Annotated in this window: 19 protein-coding genes and 1 pseudogene; 14 read left to right on the top strand and 6 right to left on the bottom strand. The window is 72.6% G+C overall.

What is annotated here, in order from left to right; translation table 11 throughout:
* Positions 1 to 7 precede the first annotated feature (7 nt).
* On the top strand, positions 8 to 904 hold the full coding sequence (locus SM452_RS19775) for a lytic polysaccharide monooxygenase auxiliary activity family 9 protein (RefSeq protein ID WP_355506455.1): 897 nt from the start codon (positions 8 to 10) through the stop codon (positions 902 to 904).
* A gap of 1 nt (position 905) precedes the next feature.
* Here the strand turns inward: SM452_RS19775 and mgrA are convergent, their stop codons facing one another.
* Positions 906 to 1895, bottom strand: coding sequence for an L-glyceraldehyde 3-phosphate reductase (gene mgrA, locus SM452_RS19770; protein WP_262014965.1), 990 nt, complete (start codon positions 1893 to 1895; stop codon positions 906 to 908).
* Between the two features lie 57 nt (positions 1896 to 1952).
* Between mgrA and SM452_RS19765 the strand changes: the two genes are divergently transcribed.
* The 3 genes from SM452_RS19765 to SM452_RS19755 all read left to right on the top strand — a co-directional run bounded on the left by SM452_RS19765 (position 1953) and on the right by SM452_RS19755 (position 6464).
* A complete protein-coding gene (locus SM452_RS19765) occupies positions 1953 to 2921 on the top strand; it encodes an aldo/keto reductase (RefSeq protein WP_047894557.1) in 969 nt (322 codons plus the stop codon).
* A gap of 70 nt (positions 2922 to 2991) precedes the next feature.
* Entirely contained in the window at positions 2992 to 4506 is a 1515-nt protein-coding gene (locus SM452_RS19760; protein ID WP_262014964.1) for a magnesium chelatase, read from the top strand.
* Between the two features lie 2 nt (positions 4507 to 4508).
* The gene (locus SM452_RS19755) at positions 4509 to 6464 is read left to right on the top strand and encodes a vWA domain-containing protein (protein ID WP_463840457.1); all 1956 of its coding nucleotides are present in this window, start codon (positions 4509 to 4511) and stop codon (positions 6462 to 6464) included.
* A 155-nt stretch (positions 6465 to 6619) separates the two neighbouring features.
* Here SM452_RS19755 and SM452_RS19750 read toward each other — a convergent pair whose 3' ends face one another.
* Positions 6620 to 7423: an aminotransferase class IV family protein gene (locus SM452_RS19750; protein ID WP_262014962.1), complete on the bottom strand. Its 804-nt coding sequence runs from the start codon at positions 7421 to 7423 to the stop codon at positions 6620 to 6622.
* 26 nt (positions 7424 to 7449) lie between these two features.
* On the opposite strand from SM452_RS19750, the gene SM452_RS19745 reads away from it, so the two are divergent.
* The 5 genes and pseudogenes from SM452_RS19745 to SM452_RS19725 all read left to right on the top strand — a co-directional run bounded on the left by SM452_RS19745 (position 7450) and on the right by SM452_RS19725 (position 9938).
* On the top strand, positions 7450 to 7830 hold the full coding sequence (locus SM452_RS19745) for a MerR family transcriptional regulator (protein ID WP_262014961.1): 381 nt from the start codon (positions 7450 to 7452) through the stop codon (positions 7828 to 7830).
* Positions 7831 to 7886: 56 nt separating this feature from the next.
* Positions 7887 to 7961 (top strand): annotated as a pseudogene (locus SM452_RS19740) (hypothetical protein); the annotation flags it as partial.
* Positions 7962 to 8010: 49 nt separating this feature from the next.
* The gene (locus SM452_RS19735; protein WP_355506445.1) at positions 8011 to 8304 is read left to right on the top strand and encodes a hypothetical protein; all 294 of its coding nucleotides are present in this window, start codon (positions 8011 to 8013) and stop codon (positions 8302 to 8304) included.
* A gap of 456 nt (positions 8305 to 8760) precedes the next feature.
* Positions 8761 to 9336 carry a hypothetical protein gene (locus SM452_RS19730; protein WP_463840456.1) on the top strand — a complete coding sequence of 192 codons (576 nt, stop codon included), beginning with the start codon at positions 8761 to 8763 and terminating at the stop codon, positions 9334 to 9336.
* A 116-nt stretch (positions 9337 to 9452) separates the two neighbouring features.
* The gene (locus SM452_RS19725) at positions 9453 to 9938 is read left to right on the top strand and encodes a hypothetical protein (RefSeq protein WP_463840455.1); all 486 of its coding nucleotides are present in this window, start codon (positions 9453 to 9455) and stop codon (positions 9936 to 9938) included.
* A gap of 34 nt (positions 9939 to 9972) precedes the next feature.
* Here SM452_RS19725 and SM452_RS19720 read toward each other — a convergent pair whose 3' ends face one another.
* On the bottom strand, positions 9973 to 11040 hold the full coding sequence (locus tag SM452_RS19720) for a GlxA family transcriptional regulator (protein WP_463840454.1): 1068 nt from the start codon (positions 11038 to 11040) through the stop codon (positions 9973 to 9975).
* Positions 11041 to 11110: 70 nt separating this feature from the next.
* Here SM452_RS19720 and SM452_RS19715 point away from each other — a divergent pair, with 70 nt between their 5' ends.
* The gene (locus SM452_RS19715) at positions 11111 to 12409 is read left to right on the top strand and encodes an MFS transporter (RefSeq protein ID WP_262014957.1); all 1299 of its coding nucleotides are present in this window, start codon (positions 11111 to 11113) and stop codon (positions 12407 to 12409) included.
* Between the two features lie 51 nt (positions 12410 to 12460).
* Here the strand turns inward: SM452_RS19715 and SM452_RS19710 are convergent, their stop codons facing one another.
* The 3 genes from SM452_RS19710 to SM452_RS19700 are packed head-to-tail and all read right to left on the bottom strand — an operon-like array spanning position 12461 to position 14037.
* Positions 12461 to 13183 carry an RICIN domain-containing protein gene (locus SM452_RS19710; RefSeq protein ID WP_262014956.1) on the bottom strand — a complete coding sequence of 241 codons (723 nt, stop codon included), beginning with the start codon at positions 13181 to 13183 and terminating at the stop codon, positions 12461 to 12463.
* Between the two features lie 57 nt (positions 13184 to 13240).
* On the bottom strand, positions 13241 to 13525 hold the full coding sequence (locus SM452_RS19705; protein ID WP_262014955.1) for a DUF427 domain-containing protein: 285 nt from the start codon (positions 13523 to 13525) through the stop codon (positions 13241 to 13243).
* 41 nt (positions 13526 to 13566) lie between these two features.
* Positions 13567 to 14037: an aminoacyl-tRNA deacylase gene (locus SM452_RS19700; protein WP_262014954.1), complete on the bottom strand. Its 471-nt coding sequence runs from the start codon at positions 14035 to 14037 to the stop codon at positions 13567 to 13569.
* A gap of 91 nt (positions 14038 to 14128) precedes the next feature.
* Here SM452_RS19700 and SM452_RS19695 point away from each other — a divergent pair, with 91 nt between their 5' ends.
* The 4 genes from SM452_RS19695 (at position 14129) to SM452_RS19680 (ending at position 18344) form a co-directional block, all read left to right on the top strand.
* Entirely contained in the window at positions 14129 to 15514 is a 1386-nt protein-coding gene (locus SM452_RS19695; protein WP_463840453.1) for an FAD-binding oxidoreductase, read from the top strand.
* On the top strand, positions 15511 to 16854 hold the full coding sequence (locus SM452_RS19690) for a class I SAM-dependent methyltransferase (protein ID WP_262014952.1): 1344 nt from the start codon (positions 15511 to 15513) through the stop codon (positions 16852 to 16854). The genes SM452_RS19695 and SM452_RS19690 overlap by 4 nt, the downstream gene beginning before the upstream one ends.
* 91 nt (positions 16855 to 16945) lie before the next feature.
* Positions 16946 to 17506 (top strand): helix-turn-helix domain-containing protein, encoded by a 561-nt coding sequence (locus tag SM452_RS19685; RefSeq protein ID WP_366621511.1) that lies wholly within the window; start codon positions 16946 to 16948, stop codon positions 17504 to 17506.
* On the top strand, positions 17499 to 18344 hold the full coding sequence (locus SM452_RS19680; RefSeq protein ID WP_355507228.1) for an SRPBCC family protein: 846 nt from the start codon (positions 17499 to 17501) through the stop codon (positions 18342 to 18344). The genes SM452_RS19685 and SM452_RS19680 overlap by 8 nt, the downstream gene beginning before the upstream one ends.
* Position 18345: the final 1 nt, after the last annotated feature.

The following is an 18345-nucleotide window of genomic DNA, read 5'->3' as shown; positions in this document are numbered from 1 at the left end:
CGATCACATGGCCGCACGTCGCGCGTTCGCCGCGTTCGCCGCCGTCGCCGCGACGGTGCCGCTGGGCGCCGCGCCGGCCGCGGCGCACGGTGCGCCGACCAGTCCGCTGAGCCGGGCCGCCGCGTGCGGGCCCGAGGGTGGCCGGGCGCAGACGCCCGCCTGCCGGGCCGCGATCGCCGCCGGAGCGGCGGTACGCGAGTGGGACAACATCCGGGTGGCCCGGATCGACGGGCGGGACCGGGAACGCATCCCGGACGGGGAGCTGTGCAGCGGCGGGCTGTCCGCGTACCGGGGACTGGACCTGGCGCGCGCCGACTGGCCCGCCACCACGCTCACGGCCGGTGCCCGGCACACGTTCCGCTACCGCACCACCATTCCGCACCGGGGCACGTTCCGGTACTACGTCACCACCGGCTCGTACTCGCCGAAGCGCGTGCTCACCTGGGCGGATCTGGAGGAGAAGCCGTTCCTCGAGGTCACCGACCCGCCGATCCGCGCGGGCGCGTACGAGATGCGGGGGAAGCTGCCCGCAGGGCGTACCGGCCGGCACCTCGTCTACGTCATCTGGCAGAACTCGGACACCCAGGACACGTACTACTCCTGCTCGGACGTGATCTTCCGGGCCGCACGCGGTGAGTCGGATCCGCCGCCGGCAGCGCCGAAGGCGAGCGCGTCGCCTCCGCGTACCCTCGCCGTGCCGGCGGCCGACGACGAGCCGGCGGTGCCGGTCGCGACGGTGACCGACGGCGGACCGCTGTCCCGGCCCCTCGTGCTCGGCGCGGCGGCGCTCGTCGTCGCGCTGCTCGCGGCGGCGGTGGTCGGACTGCGGCGGACCGGCGGGCCGCCGCCCGGGCGGCCGTGCGGTGTCCGCAACCACCGCGCCGGGCGGCGCCGCATCTGGTGACTCAGCCGAGCAGGCTCTCGACCTCGGCCAGGTCGTCACCGGCGAGGTCGAGGTTGTTCAACGCGGCCACGTTGCCCTCCAGTTGCCCGACGCTGCTCGCGCCGATGATGAGGCTGGTCATGCGCGGGTCGCGCAGCGCCCACGTCAGGGCGAGCTGCGCGAGGGTCTGCCCGCGCCGCTCGGCCACCGCGGCGAGCCCTCGGACCGTCGCCATCGTCTCGTCGTCGAGGTCGCTCTCGTCCAGGAAGACGCTCGTGCGCACCCGCGAGTCGGCCGGGATGCCCTTCAGGTAACGGTCGGTGAGCAGACCCTGGGCGAGCGGGCTGTAGGCGATGCAGCCGGCACCGACGCGCTCCAGCGTGTCCAGCAGGCCGTCGTTCTCGGTCCAGCGGTTCATCATCGAGTACGACGGCTGGTTGATCAGCAGCGGCGTACCCAGGTCGCGCAGGATCGCGGCGGCCCGCTCGGTCTGCTCCGAGTCGTAGTTGGAGATGCCCACGTAGAGCGCCTTGCCGGAGCGGACGATCGCGTCGAGCGCGCCCATCGTCTCCTCCAGCGGGGTCTCCGGGTCGAACCGGTGCGAGTAGAAGATGTCGACGTAGTCCAGCCCGAGGCGGCGCAGCGACTGGTCCAGCGACGAGATCAGGTACTTGCGCGAACCCCACTCGCCGTACGGGCCCTGCCACATCAGATAACCGGCCTTGCTGGAGATCACCAGCTCGTCCCGGTACGGCTTCAGGTCGCCGGCGAGCAGCCGGCCGAAGTTCTCCTCCGCCGAACCGGGCGGCGGGCCGTAGTTGTTCGCCAGGTCGAAGTGGGTGATGCCGAGGTCGAAGGCGCGGCGGACGATGTCGCGCTGCCGCTCGAAGGGGCGGTCCGGTCCGAAGTTGTGCCACAGGCCGAGGGAGATGACCGGCAGCTTCAGCCCGCTGCGGCCACTGCGCCGGTAGATCATCTCGTGGTAACGGTCATCGCTGGCGAGGTAGGTCACCAGGCCATTCTGTCCGGACCGGAGTGCGCACGCAGCAGCCCGGGTACGTTCGGCCTCATGCGTTACGTGCGGCTCGACACCCCCAAGCCCATTTCCAAGATCGGCCTCGGCACCTGGCAGTTCGGCTCCAAGGAGTGGGGCTACGGCCCCGAGTACGAGCGCCGCGCCGCCGAGATCGTCCGGCGGGCGCTCGACCTGGGCGTCACCCTGTTCGACACCGCCGAGCTGTACGGCTTCGGCCGCAGCGAGCGCATCCTCGGCGCGGCCCTGGGCGACGACCGGGCCAAGGTCGTGGTCGCCACCAAGATCTTCCCGCTGCTGCCGGTCGCCCCGGTGGTGCAGCAGCGCGCGGTCGCCTCCGCCGCCCGGCTCGGCGTCGACGGCATCGACCTCTACCAGGTGCACCAGGCCAACCCGGTGGTCGCCGACACCACCACCATGCGCGGCATGCGCTCGCTGCAGGACGTCGGGCTGGTCGGCGAGGTCGGCGTCAGCAACTACGGGCTGCGCCGGTGGCGGTTCGCCGAGGCCGCGCTGGGCCGCCGGGTGCTGAGCAACCAGGTCCGCTACAGCATGATCGACCGCGGCCCCGAAGAAGACCTCATCCCGTACGCGGAGCAGGCCGGCCGCATCGTCATCGCGTACTCGCCGTTGGCGCAGGGTTTCCTCTCCGGCCGCTACGACGCCACGAACCCGCCCGCCGGGGCGGTACGCCGGGCCAACCCGTACTTCCTGCCGGAGAACCTGGAACGCGGCACCGCGCTGATCGCCACGCTGCGCGAGGTCGCCGACGCGCACGACGCCACGCCGAGCCAGATCGCGCTCGCGTACGTGCTGCGGCACCCGAACGTGGTGGCCATCCCGGGCGCCTCCGGGGTCGAGCAGATGGAACGCAACGCCGCCGCCGCCGAGATCGACCTCGCCGACGACGAGTACGCCGCACTGGTCGCCGCCGCGCACGCGTTCCGTCCGGTCACCGGCCTGGCCGCCGTACCCCGGATGGTCCGCGCCCGCCTCGGTAAGTGAGCGGCGCTCCGGCGGCTTCCCTTGTCGCGACATCGACGACGGAGGCCGCCGGCCGTCGGAGCGCGCTAGCGTGGGTCGGGTGACCGCTCCCAACCAGGTTTCCCCGGTCCCGCCCGCCGACCTGCCGAGCACGCTCGGCGAGCTGCGCGCGACCGGCCACCGCTACCGCACGGTCAAACAGGAACTCCGAGACAACCTCCTCGCCCGGATGGGCTCCGGCGAGGAACGCTTCCCCGGCATCGTGGGCTACGAGGACACGGTGCTGCCCGAGGTCGAGCGCGCGCTGCTCGCCGGGCACGACATGGTGCTGCTCGGCGAGCGCGGACAGGGCAAGACCCGGCTGATCCGCTCGCTCGGCGCGCTGCTCGACGAATGGACCCCGGTGATCCCCGGCTCGGTACTCAACGAGCACCCGATGCACCCGCTCACCCCGGCGTCCCAGGCGCTCGTCGACTCGGCCGGTGACGACCTGGCGATCGGCTGGCTGCACCGCTCGATGCGGTACGGCGAGAAGCTCGCCACGCCGGACACCAGCGTCGGTGACCTGATCGGCGACGTCGACCCGATCCGCCTCGCGCAGGGCCGCACGCTCGGCGACCCGGAGACCATCCACTTCGGGCTCGTACCGCGTACCAACCGGGGCGTCTTCGCCGTAAACGAGCTGCCCGACCTGGCCGAACGCATCCAGGTGGCGCTGCTCAACGTGCTGGAGGAGCGCGACATCCAGGTCCGCGGCTACCAGCTGCGGCTGCCGCTGGACCTGCTGCTGGTGGCCAGCGCCAACCCGGAGGACTACACCAACCGGGGCCGGATCATCACGCCCCTGAAGGACCGGTTCGGCGCGGAGATCCGTACCCACTACCCGCTGGACCTGGACCTGGAGCTGGCACTGATCCGGCAGGAGGCCGACCTGGTCGCCGTCGTACCGGAGCACGTGCTGGAGGTGCTGGCCCGGTTCGCCCGCGACGTGCGGGAGTCCCCGTCGGTGGACCCGCGCTCCGGCGTGTCCGCCCGGTTCGCCATCGCCGCCGCGGAGACGGTCGCCGCCGCCGCGTTGCGTCGTTCGGGTCTGCTGGCAGGTGCTGCTGTCTCTGCCTCTGCCTCTGCGGGCGTCGGTGCCGCTGCCTCGGCTGGTGGCGCCGGGGCGGCGTCCCGGCCGGAGGCGCCGGTGGCCCGGATCGGGGACACCGTGTCGGTGACCTCCACGCTGCGCGGCAAGGTCGAGTTCGAGAGCGGCGAGGAAGGGCGCGAGATCGAGGTGCTCGCGCACCTGCTGCGTACCGCCACCGCCGAGACGTTCCGCGCCCGGCTCGCCGGGCTCGACCTGTCCGGCTTCACCGCGATCGTCGCCGAGGGCGGCGCCGTCGAGACCGGCGAACTGGTCTCCTCGTCCGAACTGTTGCGCCAGGTCGGGACCGTGCCGGGGCTGGCCAAGGTGCTCGACCGGCTCGGGCTCGGCGACGCCCCCAGCCCGGAGGAGGCCGCAGCCGGCATCGAGTTCGTGCTGGAAGGGCTGCACCTGACCCGCCGGCTCGGCAAGGACGTCACCGAATCCGGGCGCACCGTCTACGGGGACCGGGACTGACAGTGGCCGGCGGCAACCGCTTCCGGTACGGGCAGTGGCGCGGCGGACCCGACCCGCTCGCCCCGCCGTACGACGTGCGCGCCGCGGTGGACGCGGTCGGCTCGGACGTGCTCGCCGGCGGCAGCCTGCGCGAATCGCTGCGCGAGCTGCTGCGACGCGGCCCGCAGGGGCGCGGCGGGCTGGACGACCTGGCCGCCCGCGCCCGCCGTCTGCGCCGGGAGGCGCTGCGCCGCGGCGACCTGGACGGCGCCGTCACCCGGGCCCGGGCGCTGCTCGACCAGGCGCTCGCCGCCGAACGCGACGAGCTGCGCGGCCGCGACGGCGACGACGCCCGGTTCGCCGAGGCCGTGCTCGACAACCTGCCCCGCTCCACCGCCCGCGCGGTGTCAGAGCTGTCCGAGTACGACTGGGCCAGCGCCGAGGCGCGGCAGACGTACCAGCGGATCCTCGACGGGCTGCGCGGCGACGTGCTGGAGCAGCGGTTCGCCGGGCTGCGCGACGCGGCCCGGGCCACCGCCGACCCGGCCGTCCAGCGGCAGCTCGCCGAGATGATGCGCGACCTCAACGACCTGCTCGCCCGGCACGCCCGCTCCGAGGACACGACCGACGCGTTCGCCGAGTTCATGCGCCGCCACGGCGAGTTCTTCCCGGAACGCCCCACCGACGTCGACGAGCTGATCGACGTACTGGCCCGGCGGGCGGCCGCCGGCGAGCGGCTCATGCGGTCGCTGTCGGACCGGCAACGCGAGGAACTCGCCGGACTGATGCGCCAGTCGCTCGGTGACCGGCTCGCCGGTGAACTGTCCCAGCTCGACGCGCACCTGCGGTCGCTGCGGCCGGACCTGAACTGGCAGCGCGGCGAGCGGGTACGCGGCGACGAGCCGCTCGGCTACGGCGAGGCCACCGGCGCGCTCGACGAGATCGCCGAACTCGACGAGCTGCTGGACTCCCTCGACCAGGACCAGCCCGGCGCCACACTCGACGACGTCGACGTGGAGGCCGTCGCCCGCACGCTGGGCCGGGACGCCGCCGACGACGTACGCCGGTTGCAGGAGCTGGAACGCGAACTGCGCCGCCAGGGCTGGGTCACCCGCGACGCGGACGGGCTGACGCTCAGCCCCAAGGCGCTGCGCCGGCTCGCGAGCACCGCGCTGCGGCGCGTCTTCTCCGACCTGACCGCCGGCCCGCGCGGCCAGCACGACCTGCGCACGGCGGGCGCCGCAGGCGAGGTGAGCGGGGCGTCACGCCCCTGGGAGTACGGCGACGAGCAGCCACTGGACGTGGTGCGCACGCTCACCCGGGCGGTACGACGGGCCGGTCCCGGAGTGCCGGTGCCGCTCGCGGTCGAGGACTTCGAGGTGGTGCAGACCGAACGGCGGGCGTCGGCGGCGGTGGTGCTGTGCGTCGACCTGTCGTACTCGATGATCTCGCAGGGCCGGTGGGGTCCGATGAAGCAGACGGCGCTGGCCCTGTCGCACCTGATGGCGACCCGGTTCCCGCAGGACGCGCTGCAGATCGTCGGCTTCGGCCGGGAGGCGATGCCGCTGACCCAGCAGGAGCTTGCGGCGGTGGAGCCGGACATGCAGCAGGGCACCAACCTCCAGCACGCGCTGCGGATCGCCGGCCGGCACCTGCGCCGCCACCCGGGTGCCGAGCCGGTGGTGCTGGTGGTCACCGACGGTGAGCCGACGGCGCACCTGGACCCGGAGGACGGCGAGGCGTACTTCCACTGGCCGCCGCTGCCGGAGACCATCTCGGCGACGATCCGGGAGGTGGACCGGCTGACCCGGTACGGCGCGACGCTCAACCTGTTCATGCTGGGCGACGACCCGGGTCTGCGCCGGTTCGTGGACGCGGTGGCGCGACGTTCGGGTGGCCGCATGTTCACCCCGGACTTGGACGACTTGGGCGAGTACGTGGTCTCCGACTACTTACGCTCCCGCCACGGCCGCCGCTGACAGCCGGCCGCCCACGGTCGGTTCCTGCGCGACTCGGGTATCGCTCCGGACGCGGTCGACGTGGCCACCCCGCTCCAGCTCGACCGGGCCGCGCGGTGGCCGGCGGTCACGAGTGGGTGACCGCCCACGCCGTTACACCACAGCGCTCTCGACGATCACAGCGCGACCGCAGGCTCTTCGGCATAGGCGGCGTGCAGAATGCGCAGGAATTCCTGGTCCTGGACGAGCGGCTCGTCGCCGAGTCGCGCGACCGCGATGCCCGGCGTCCACGAGTTCACCACCGCGGCCGCGACACGCCCGCCGAGCTCGCCGCACCTGACCTCCTGCGTCCGTTGAGGAACCCTTAGTGCGTCGAGTCGGCGCGTCAGGATCTGCATCGTGACGCCGGGGAGGACCTCGGCGCACGGCCAGATAACGGCCTCTCCGTCCCAGAAGGCGAGGTTCCAGATGGTGGCCTCGCTCAGCCGACCCGATCGGTCGGCGAACGCGGCGTCGTCGAAGCCCCGGGCGCTCGCGCGCCTGAGCAGGAGCGTCTTCGACACCTCGCCGACGTGCTTGACGCGGGGGAGATGCCGCTCGTGCTCGACGACGTCGAGCGAGAGAGGTCCGGACGGCGCAGTCGCGGGATCGGTGACCTTCACCAGCACGTCGAGGTCAACGTCCTCCCCAGCGGGGGCGAACTCTTCCGGCCGCGAGGAGACGAAGCATGTCAGCGACGCGTCCGGGGGAGCGGCCGCCAGAGCGCTGCGCATCTGCTTGAGGATCGTCTCGTCAGCCAGGTGACGGCCGAAGAGCTCGTCGCTGGCGTCCCGAAGACGGGCCAGGTGCAGGTCCAGCCCTCGCACACGATGGTCCCGGACCTGCATCGCGGTGAAGTGGGCGAACCCGGCGAAGGCCAGTGGCGCGAGGTCCGCCGCCTCGGCCGCCCTACCATTGAACAGAGTGATCGATGTGGTCATGCAAGCGACCGTAGGAGTTGACACCAGTGGCAGAGGCAAGCGGCGCGACCCAGGGAGCGGCGCTGCGGATCGGCGATGTCGCGGCTCTCACGTCGGCCACGCCGCGGATGCTGCGTCACTACGAGAACCAGGGCCTCATCGCTGCGGAGCGCTCGTCCGCCGGCCAGCGCCTGTTCGCCCCGTCCGTCGTCGAGCAGGTCCGCTCCATCCGGTGGCTGCTCGGCGCAGGGTTGCCCGTGGAGGCTATCCGCGAGCTCCTCGACTGCATCCACGACACCGACCGCCTCGAACCGTGCGCAGTTCCGCTGCTCGTGGAGCATCTCCAGGCGTACGACGGCCGCATCGCCGAGCTCACGACGACGAGGGACGCGCTGCAGGGGCTCATCGACGCGTCGAACGGGTCATGATCGACCATCTGCGTCCCTGATGGCGGCTCGGACCACCGTCGACACGACGTCGTTCGGTGGCGCTGGTCGAGGATGCGGCGCTCCTCGCCTCCCATGACAGCCCCGGCCGGGCGCGGGCGCTGATCGTGCTCGCCATGGAGGAACTCGCCAAGGCACGCTGGCTGTACGAGGTGGCCGAGCTTGGAGACGTTCACGGCCACGGCCAAGCAGCGCAACCTCGACAAGCAGGCAGGCTTCTACGTCGATCGGGACGGCGAGAGCATCACCAGCCCTCTCGCCATCACCGCCGGCGACATCGCGAACGCCATCCGGCGCATCGCCAAAGTGGTGCAGATGCACCTGGTTGAGGACCACACCCGTCAACAGGATGCGCCCGATGCTTCATTGAACCCTTGGAGAGGCGCCACAACTCCAAGATCGCCGACCCCCGGAGTCCGAGACGTCGGGGGCTCTCGCAGCGCCGAACCGGCCTAGCTCTCCTCCTCCGAGCCCGCGCGATCTTGCACTTGCATACCCCACGAGCCTCGCAAACAGGGCGTTCCGGGGGCTCAAACTGCAAGATCTGTGCCCTCACCTCCTTGAGCACGGGTGGGCGGAGTGGGGCGGTCTGCCCGGCGGGGCGGGGGTTCTGGGGTGGGTGTCCGGTTCGGGGGTGGTGGGCGGCACCGTGGAGGCGGAATCGGTGGCGGGTCGGTGGCGTTGTAACCGGGTGAACGACCGAGCAAGGGCTCGCCCCCGAGCGGGGCGGTATCCGTGAAGGCCCGGGAATCATCCCGGCCCGCCGGTCGTTGAACACGTCTCCGGCGCCGCGTAGAGGCACCCCCTGTGCCCCGCGAGCAGCCGGATCCCCTCGAAGACTTTTGAGCGCCTGACGGTGCCCACGTATCCCGTCCCCCGCGGGTGCGTCGACCCCCGAATGGAGCATTTCTGATGAACACGATTCTGCGTAAGAGCGTTCTGGGTATTGCTGGTCTGGCTTTCACCGGTGGCGTGTTCGCCGGCCCGGTGGCCGCCCACGCGGCCGACACGACCGCGAGCGTGAAGCCGGTGAGTGTCGCGGTGCAGGGTGACAAGCTGATCCCGCATGGCGTGCAGGGTGAGCAGTCGCGGATCGAGTTGAACGACGAGCAGACCAAGAACGTCAAGGCGATCATCGCGGCGACGAAGAAGGCCGGCATGGACGAGCGTGCCGCGGTCGTCTCGATCGCCACCGCGTTGCAGGAGTCGAAGTTGGAGAACCTCGGCCACCTGGGTGACCGTAACGACCACGACTCGCAGGGCCTGTTCCAGCAGCGTCCGTCCAGTGGTTGGGGCACGGTGGAGCAGATCACCGATCCTGAGTACTCCACGACGGCGTTCCTGAAGGGTCTGAAGCAGGTCGACGGTTGGCAGGACATGCCGCTGACCAAGGCCGCCCAGACCGTCCAGGTGTCGGCCTACCCGGACCACTACGCCCAGTGGGAGCAGCAGGCCGCCGACCTCGTCGCCGAGCACTGGAACAAGTAAGACCAAGAGCTGAAGGCCGGCACCCCGAACCAACGGGGTGCCGGCCTTCACGCGTCCGGGTGAACCGGGCCCGGTAGCCGGGGTGGCCGCAGCGGCCGCGAGGGTTGGATGCGGGCATGGACGAGGTGGACGCCCCGGCACTACGGCAGGCGTACGAGGAGTTGTTCGTGGAGATCGACGCGGGCGGGTTCGGCCCACCGCCCGAGGGCCAGCTGAGCGCCGAGCAGATCGTCGCGCACCTCGCCGCCAACGACGAGCTGATGAGCGAGGCGACCGAGGCGGTGCTGGCCGGGTCGCCGTTCGCCTACTACGACCTGGACACCATCCACCGTCCGCAACTGGACGCGCTGGTCTCCGAGTGCGGCGGGCTGGACGGTCTGGCCGCGTTGTTCCGGGCCACCAGCCAGAAGTTGTGCGCGCTGGCCGAGCGGCTCGGCCCGGCGGCGGAGACACCAGTGGACACGGTGCTACGCGAGGGCTTCGACCTGGACGTGGACGACTCATTACCGTGGGGCAGGGCGCTGGACCTGCACATCCGCGTGCACCTGCCGCTGCACCTCGCCCAGCTCCGCGCCCTGCGCCGCCAGCCCCACCTCGCCTGAGCCGCCCGAACCGTCGAGCCGCCCGGACCGTCGATCATGCAGTTGTGGCAGTGGACAACTCCGGCATGCCCGGCCTTCCAGGCGCCACAACTCCATGATCGACGAGAGTGGAACGCGGATTGGAACGCGGGGCAGGAGACGGGCGGAACGTTCGGCGGTAGGCGGTGGGGGATACGCCGACCCGGGTGTGGAAGTGCTGGCGCAGTGCGGCGGTGGTGCCGAAACCAGCGTCCCGGGCGATCCGGTCCACGCTCAGATCAGTCGTCTCCAGCAGCACCCGGGCGTGCTCGGTCCGCTGCTGGAGCAGCCACTGCGCCGGGCTGAGCCCGGTCTCGGAGCGGAAGTGCCGGGTGAACGTACGGACGCTCATCCGTGCGTGCGCCGCCATCTCGCGCAGTGCCACCGGCTCGTGCAGCCGCTGCCGTGCCCACTCGCGGGTGGCGGCGGTGCCGTTGCCGGCGCCGCGGGGCACGGGCCGTTCGATGTACTGGGCCTGCCCGCCGTCGCGCCACGGCGGCACCACGCAGCGCCGGGCGGCCCGGTTGGCGACCGCGCTGCCGTGGTCGGTGCGGACGACGTGCAGGCACAGGTCGATGCCGGCGGCCACCCCGGCCGAGGTGAGCACGCGGCCGTCGTCGACGAAGAGCACGTCGGGGTCGAGCGGTACGCCGGGGTGCAGGCGGCGGAAGCGCGACGCGTACGCCCAGTGCGTGGTGGCCGGGCGGCCGTCGAGCAGGCCGGCGGCGGCGAGTACGAACGCGCCGGTGCAGATGGACATGACGCGCGCGCCTCGGGCGTACGCGGCCCGCAGCGCGTCGGCCACCTCGACGGCGAGCGTGCCGTCGTGCAGCGGTGTACCCGAGTGGATGCCGGGGACGATCACGGTGTCGGCGCGCTCCAGCAGATCCAGGCCGTGGTCGGGGAGGACCTGGAATCCGGCGCTGCTGCGGACCGGCAGCCGGCCGGGGGTGCAGGTCGCCACCGCGTACAGCGGGATGTTGTCGTCGGCGCGGGCGGCGCCGAGGACCTGGGCCGGGGTGCCGAGGTCGAGCGCCACCACGCCGTCGAGGGCGAGGACGGCGACCCGGTGCGGTACGGACATGGCCCGATTATTGCGCACGATGGCTTTCCGGCCACTCGTCGCGGAAACCGCCCGGCCCGAGACTCGGTAGGTGACCCGATTCCGCCTGCACCCGGCCTGGCTCGTCGCCGCCGTCGCCTTCGTCGCGCTGGTCGGCGCGGCCGGTTTCCGCGCCACCCCGGGCGTGCTGCTGCACCCGCTGCACGCCGAGTTCGGCTGGCCGCTGGCGACCATCTCCGCCGCCGTCTCGGTCAACCTGCTGCTGTACGGCCTCACCGCGCCGTTCGCCGCCGCGCTGATGGACCGGTTCGGCATCCGCCGGGTGGTGGCCGGCGCGCTGGTGCTGGTGGCCGCCGGCAGCGGCCTGACCGTGGGGATGACCGAGAGCTGGCAGCTCCTGCTGTGCTGGGGCGTCCTCGTCGGGCTGGGCACCGGGTCGATGGCGCTGGCGTTCGTGGCGACGGTGACCGGGCGCTGGTTCGTCAAGCGGCGGGGCCTGGTGACGGGTGTGCTCACCGCCGGGGGCGCGGCCGGGCAGCTCGTCTTCCTGCCGCTGCTGGCGGTGCTGGTGCGCGACCACGGCTGGCGCACGGCGGCACTCGTCGTCGCCGGGGCCGCGCTGGCGGTCGTACCCCTTGTGGTGTGGTTGTTGCGGGAGTATCCGGCGGACCTGGGGCGGCCCGCCTACGGCGCGACCGAGGTCGTGCCGCCGGCCCGGCCGGCGGGCGGCGCTGCGGCGCGGGCGGTCGGCGCGCTCGCCGCCGCCGCGCGGACGCGGCCGTTCTGGCTGCTCGCCGGCGGGTTCGCGATCTGCGGCGCGACCACGAACGGCCTGGTCGGTACGCACTTCGTGCCCGCGGCGCACGACCACGGCATGCCGGAGACCACAGCCGCCGGGCTGCTCGCCGTGGTCGGGCTCTTCGACATCGCCGGCTCGATCGCCTCCGGCTGGCTCACCGACCGGGTGGACGCCCGGCTGCTGCTCGGCGCCTACTACGCGTTGCGCGGGGCGTCGCTGCTGGTGCTGCCGGGCCTGTTCGCCGGTACTGCGGAGCCGAGCATGCTGGTCTTCATCGTCTTCTACGGGCTGGACTGGGTGGCGACGGTCCCGCCGACGGTGGCGCTGTGCCGGGAGTGGTTCGGCGCGTCCGGCGCCGTGGTGTTCGGCTGGGTGTTCGCCGCGCACCAGTTCGGCGCCGCGCTCGCGGCCACCGGTGCCGGCCTGGTCCGGGACCGGCTCGGCGACTACGCGCTGGCCTGGTACGTGGCCGGTGCGCTGTCGGTCGGCGCGGCCGGGCTGTCGCTGCTGCTGCGCCGCCGTCCCGCCGACGAGCCCGCGTTCGTGCTGCCGGTGGTCTCGGACCGGCGGGCCTGGAGCTACCGGGGGTGACGGGCCGCCGCCACCGGGGGCTGACAGGTCAGCGCCACCGGGGCCGACCGGTCAGCCGGCCGCCCACTGCTGCTCGGGAGCGCCGCTGCACGGCGCCTGCTCCAGCTCGCGGCCGGGCTCGGTGCCCGCGTCGTCGACCTGCGCGCACTTGCCGCTGTGCACTGCGACGAGCAGCGCCGCGCCGTCACCGGCCGCCTGGAACTTCCACTGCTGATTGGCCTGCCCGTTGCAGGACCACTGCTGCACGTCCGTGCCGTCGTCGGTCTTCGCCTCGTTGACGTCCAGGCACTTGCCGCTCGCCGCGTTGACGAGCAGGTAGGTGTCGTTGGTGACCGGCGTGACCACCCACTGCTGCTCCGGCCCGCCGGTGCAGTCGGCGAGCGCCGCCTGGGCGCCCTCGGCCTCGTCACCGGTCACGCCGAGGCAGCGCCCGGACGGCACGCCCCGGATCACCTTCGGCGTGGCCACCGGCGCGGCGGGGGTGCTCGGCGCCGCGCTCGGCGAGGGCGACGCCGACGGCGTGGGCTCCGCCGTCGGTTCCGCGCTCGGTTCGCTCGGCGCTACGGTGGGCACTGCCGCCGCCGGCACGACCGGCCGGTCGGAACCGCCGCCGAGCACACCGGTGGCGAAGAAGGCCCCGAGGAGTACGCCCGCCACGCCGACGCCCAGCGCGACCCGCATCAGCGGGTCCTGGGGCAGCCGGACGCCACGGGCGCCACGGGCGCGGCGGGCTCCGTAGACGGTGCCGGACGGGTCGGAGTGCGGGTCGGCCATGGGGGCATAGTGACCCACCGGGGCCGCCGGGTGCCAGTCGCCCGGCGGCGCGGTGACTCAGCCGACGACCCGGACGTCCTTCCAGAACGCCACCCGGTCGCGGACCATCTCCGCCTCCGGCTTGGGATCGGGGTAGTACCAGACGGCGTCCGGGCTGGTGGCGCCGCCGTGTTCGAGCGTGTAGTAGGAGGCCGTGCCCTTCCACGGGCAGACCGTGTGGGTGTCGGACTCCCGGATCAGGTCCGCGCGCAGCGCGGTACGGGGGAAGTAGTGGTTGCCCTCGACCACCACTGTGTCGTCGCTCTCGGCGACGACGAGGTCGTTCCAGACGGCTTTCGGCATGTCCTCCACGCTATGCCGGTGGCCGCACTACCGGCCACCGCTCAACGCGTCGGCTCCTCATCGGTCACGTCCGCCACCGTCGCGCCGAGCGCGGCCAGCGCGGTGTCCGCGTCGACGGCGACGGCGAGGCCGTGCTCGCCCGCGCCGAGCGTGACCTCCCGGCCGCGCAGCCGCTCGTCGGCGACGACCGGCCAGGCGGTGGTGGAGCCGAACGGCGTGATGGTGCCGCGCGCGTACCCGGTGGCGGCCTTCGCCGCCTCGGCGTCGGGCATCGACAGCCGGCTCACCCCGAGCAGGGCGCGCAGCTTCGGCCAGGAGACCACCCGGCCGCCGGGCGTGAGCACGAACAGCAGGTCGCCCTCGCCGCGGCGGACCACGATCGTCTTGACCACGTCGGGCACCTCGACGCCGCGTGCCGCGGCCGCCTCGGCGAGGCTCGCGACCGGACCGTGGCGGATCACCCGGTACGGCAGGCCGGCGTGGTCGAGAGCGGTCAGCGCGGGATTCGCCATGGCGGTCACGGTAACGCGCGAGTCGACCGCGAGTCGGCGAGGCCACCGTGGACGTCCCACGAATTGTCGTACCCGCGCGTAAGGTGATCTCATGCACGCTGTCCGTGATCATGAACGGGCGGTGGACACGCTGCGGCGCTCCTACGCCGCGGTGCCCGCCGGGGAACCCGTACGGCTGGCCAAGCAGACCTCGAACCTGTTCCGGCCCCGCTCCGCGCCGCGTACGCCCGGCCTGGACGTGAGCGGCCTGACCGGTGTGCTCGCCGTGGACCCGGCGGCCCGTACCGCCGACGTGCAGGGCATGTGCACGTACGAGGATCTGGTCGACGCGACGCTGCCGCACGGCCTGATGCCGCTCGTCGTGCCGCAGTTGCGCACCATCACGCTGGGCGGGGCGGTGACCGGCCTGGGCATCGAGTCCACCTCCTTCCGCAACGGCCTGCCGCACGAGTCGGTGCGGGAGATGGACGTCCTCACCGGCGCGGGGGAGATCGTCACGACCCGGCCGCAGGGCGAGCACGCCGACCTGCACCGGGCCTTCCCGAACTCGCTCGGCAGCCTCGGCTACGCGACCCGGCTGCGCATCGAGCTGCAACCGGTCCGCCGGTACGTGTCGCTGCGCAACATCCGGTTCACCCGGCTGGAGGAACTGGTCGACGCGATCGGCGAGGTGGTCGCCAAGGGCGCCTGGGGCGGTGAGCCGGTCGACGCCATGGACGGGGTGGTGTTCAGTCCCGGCGAGGCGTACCTGGTGCTCGGCACGTTCACCGACGAGGCCGACGACGGCCCGCCCGACTACACCGGCCAGGAGATCTACTACCGCTCGCTGCGCCGGCGCACCCGGGACACGCTCACCGCGTACGCCTATCTCTGGCGCTGGGACACCGACTGGTTCTGGTGTTCGGCGGCGTTCGGGGTGCAGCACCCGGTGGTGCGGCGGCTGTGGCCGCGGCGCTACCGGCGCAGCGACGTCTACCACCGGATCGTGCGGCTGGAGCACCGGCACCAGGTGGCCGCCCGGGTCGACAGGTGGCGTGGCCGCCCGGCCCGGGAGCGGGTGGTGCAGGACGTCGAGGTCCCGCTCGACCGCACGCCCGAGTTCCTGCGCTGGTTCGCCGCGAACGTGGGCATGACGCCGGTGTGGCTGTGCCCGCTGCGGCTGCGGGAGCCGTCCGGTCCCGGGTCGGCGAAGGCGTGGCCGCTATATCCGCTCCAGCCGGGCGAAACGTATGTGAACATCGGCTTCTGGGGGAGCGTGCCCATCGCGGCGGGCGCCGCCGACGGCGACGTCAACCGCCAGATCGAGCGCATGGTGTCGGAGGTGGGCGGCCACAAGTCGCTCTACTCCGACGCGTACTACGACCGGGGCGAGTTCGACCGCCTCTACGGCGGGGACACCTGGCGTGCCGTGAAGGACCGCTACGACCCGGACCACCGACTCACCGGACTGTACGAGAAGGCGGTATCCCGAGCATGAGTCTGACCGACCGAACACCGGGGGCGGCGAGCGCCCCGGCCGGCCCGCCGGCGGGCGGGCGGCGTACCGGACCCACAGTCGCGGACGTGGTCCGCGCGGTCACCACCGGCGACCTGCCCGTCCGGGTCACCGGCTACGACGGCAGCGCGCTGGGCCCGGCCGACGCCGGGATCACCCTGGCGATCCGCACCGAGCGGGGCCTGTCCTACCTGCTCACCGCGCCCGGCGACCTGGGCATGGCCCGGGCCTACGTCAGCGGCGACCTGGGGCTGGAGGGGGTGCACCCGGGCGACCCGTACGAGGCGCTGCGGGTCATCAAGGACGAGGTGCCGCTGCGGCTCCCGGCGATGAGTGAGGCACTCGCGCTGGTCCGGGGGCTGGGCTGGGAACGGCTGCGCCCGCCGCCGCCCCCGCCGCAGGAGGCGGCCCCGCGCTGGCGGCGGCTGATGACCGGGCTGCGTCACTCGCGTACCCGGGACAGCAGCGCGATCTCGCACCACTACGACGTGTCGAACGCCTTCTACGAGAAGGTGCTCGGGCCGTCCATGACGTACACCTGCGCGGTGTACCGCAGTCCCGGCGACACGCTGGAGGAGGCGCAGCGGAACAAGTACGACCTGGTCGCCGGCAAGCTGGCGCTCAAGCCGGGGATGCGGCTGCTGGACGTCGGCTGCGGCTGGGGCGGCATGGTCCGGCACGCGGCCCGCGAGTACGGCGTCAAGGCGCTCGGTGTGACGCTGTCGAAGGCGCAGGCCGAGTGGGCGCAGGCGGCGATCGAACGGGAGGGGCTGAGCGAGCTGGCCGAGGTGCGCCACCTGGACTACCGGGACGCGCCGCGCGAGCAGTTCGACGCGATCTCCTCGATCGGGCTGACCGAGCACATCGGCGTGCGCAACTACCCGGCCTACTTCGGCGCGCTGCGCTCCCGGCTCAAGCCCGGCGGGCGGCTGCTCAACCACTGCATCACCCGCGCCGACAACCGAGCGCCGCACCGCTCCGGCGCGTTCATCGACAGGTACGTCTTCCCGGACGGCGAGCTGGCCGGCCCGGGCCGGCTGATCAGCGAGATCCACGACGCCGGGTTCGAGGTGCACCACGAGGAGAACCTGCGCCAGCACTACGCGCTGACGCTCGCCGGCTGGTGCCGCAACCTGGTCGAGCACTGGGACTTCTGCGTCGGCGAGGTCGGGCCGGGCACCGCGAAGGTGTGGGGCCTCTACATGGCCGGCTCCCGGCTGGCGTTCGAGCGCAACGGCATCCAGCTGCACCACGTGCTCGCCACGCACAACGGCCCGGAAGGGGTGAACGGGTACCCGCTGCGTCCGGACTGGACGCCCTGACCGGTCGTACCGACGAAAGGCCGCGCGGACCGCGCGGCCTTTCGTCGAAGCCATTGACAAAGAAGTTTTGTACGTACAAACTGATTTTGCCATGAGAGACGTCCTGTACCTGGAACAGCGCGAGCAGGCCGAAGTCCTGCTCAAGCCGCAGCGCATCGAAGTGCTGCGGCAACTCGCCGAGCCCCGCACCTGCACCGAGGTCGCGGCCCGGCTGGAGCAGACGCCGCAGCGCGTCTACTACCACGTCAAGCAGCTCGTCGCGGCCGGGCTGGCCGAGCAGGTGGCACAGCGGCAGGTGCGCGGCATCACCGAGGGCATCTACCAGGCCGTCGCCCGGTCGTACTGGCTCTCGCCCCGCCTGGTCGGCCGCATCGGCGGCACCCGCCGGGCCCGCGACGAGCTGAGCCTGGGCTACCTGCTCGACCTCATGGAGGAGGTCCAGGCCGACATCGCCGCGCTGGACCGCACCGCCCCCGAACTGCCGTCCGTCGGCGTCTCCGGTGAGATCCGGGTGCCCGCCGAGCGACGGCAGGAGTTCCTGCACGACCTGCAGACGACGCTGCAGGACCTGTTCACGCGCTACGGCGGCGCCGAGGGAGACGCCTTCAAGCTCGCCGTGGCCTGCTACCCGAAAGGCGACACGCATGACTGAGCCGATGACCATCCGCGCCCGCCTCGCCGCGCCGGTGGCGACCGTCCGCCGGGCCCTGACCGACCCCGCCGAGCTGCGCGTCTGGTTGGCCGAGCACGTCGAGGTCGAGCTGCCCCGGCGGTACGAGTTCTGGGGCCGCTACACGCCCGAGGGCGACGCGCCACACCAGCGGCTGCTGCACGTCGACGACCGGACGCTGCGCTTCGCGTGGACGCTCGACGGGGTGGAGACCACCACCGAGTTCGAGCTGGAGCCCGACGGCGACGGCACCATACTCACGCTGCGGCAGAGTCACTTCGACTACGCGGAGGCGATGAGCGGCAGCAGCATCCGCGGTGTGCTCCAGACGTACTGGTACCTGGCGCTCGCCAACCTCAACGACCACCTGGACGGCCGGCCGCTGCTGCCGCGTACCGACTTCACCTCCGCCGACCTGCGCGGCGAGCTGCTGATCGACGCGCCGATGGACAAGGTGTGGACGTCACTCACCGACTCGGAGCAGGCGGGCGCCTGGTTCGGCTACCCGATCGGCATCGAGCCCTGGGAGGGCGGCCGGTACGCGATGGGCGGCTTCGACGCCGGTCAGGCCGCGAAGGTGTTCGACGTGACGCCGGGACGGGGGCTCTCCATCGACTGGGGACCGACCGGCGTGACCTCCTGGGAGCTGGACGAGTCCGAGGGCCGGACGAAGCTGACGTTCGTGCAGTCCGGCTTCGACGAGGGCAACCCGCCGTACGGCGCCTGGACCGGCATCGTCTCCGGGTTCGCCGAGCTGCGGCGCTTCCACGAGGTGCCGGACTGGCGGCCGATCTGGCTGACCGACGAGGTTCCCGCCTGAC

Source organism: Micromonospora sp. SYSU B005 (assembly GCF_055362685.1).
The sequence above is the reverse complement of the archived record's forward strand: the minus strand, read 5'-3'. Positions and strand labels throughout refer to the sequence as shown.

Coding starts and splice junctions, on each gene's coding strand:
- SM452_RS19775 (WP_355506455.1), top strand. CDS start 8: ATGGCCGCACGTCGCGCGTTCGCCGCGTTCGCCGCCGTCGCCGCGACG.
- SM452_RS19765 (WP_047894557.1), top strand. CDS start 1,953: ATGCGTTACGTGCGGCTCGACACCCCCAAGCCCATTTCCAAGATCGGC.
- SM452_RS19750 (WP_262014962.1), bottom strand. CDS start 7,423: ATGACCACATCGATCACTCTGTTCAATGGTAGGGCGGCCGAGGCGGCG.
- SM452_RS19730 (WP_463840456.1), top strand. CDS start 8,761: ATGAACACGATTCTGCGTAAGAGCGTTCTGGGTATTGCTGGTCTGGCT.
- SM452_RS19725 (WP_463840455.1), top strand. CDS start 9,453: ATGGACGAGGTGGACGCCCCGGCACTACGGCAGGCGTACGAGGAGTTG.
- SM452_RS19720 (WP_463840454.1), bottom strand. CDS start 11,040: ATGTCCGTACCGCACCGGGTCGCCGTCCTCGCCCTCGACGGCGTGGTG.
- SM452_RS19710 (WP_262014956.1), bottom strand. CDS start 13,183: ATGGCCGACCCGCACTCCGACCCGTCCGGCACCGTCTACGGAGCCCGC.
- SM452_RS19705 (WP_262014955.1), bottom strand. CDS start 13,525: ATGCCGAAAGCCGTCTGGAACGACCTCGTCGTCGCCGAGAGCGACGAC.
- SM452_RS19700 (WP_262014954.1), bottom strand. CDS start 14,037: ATGGCGAATCCCGCGCTGACCGCTCTCGACCACGCCGGCCTGCCGTAC.
- SM452_RS19695 (WP_463840453.1), top strand. CDS start 14,129: ATGCACGCTGTCCGTGATCATGAACGGGCGGTGGACACGCTGCGGCGC.
- SM452_RS19690 (WP_262014952.1), top strand. CDS start 15,511: ATGAGTCTGACCGACCGAACACCGGGGGCGGCGAGCGCCCCGGCCGGC.
- SM452_RS19685 (WP_366621511.1), top strand. CDS start 16,946: ATGAGAGACGTCCTGTACCTGGAACAGCGCGAGCAGGCCGAAGTCCTG.
- SM452_RS19680 (WP_355507228.1), top strand. CDS start 17,499: ATGACTGAGCCGATGACCATCCGCGCCCGCCTCGCCGCGCCGGTGGCG.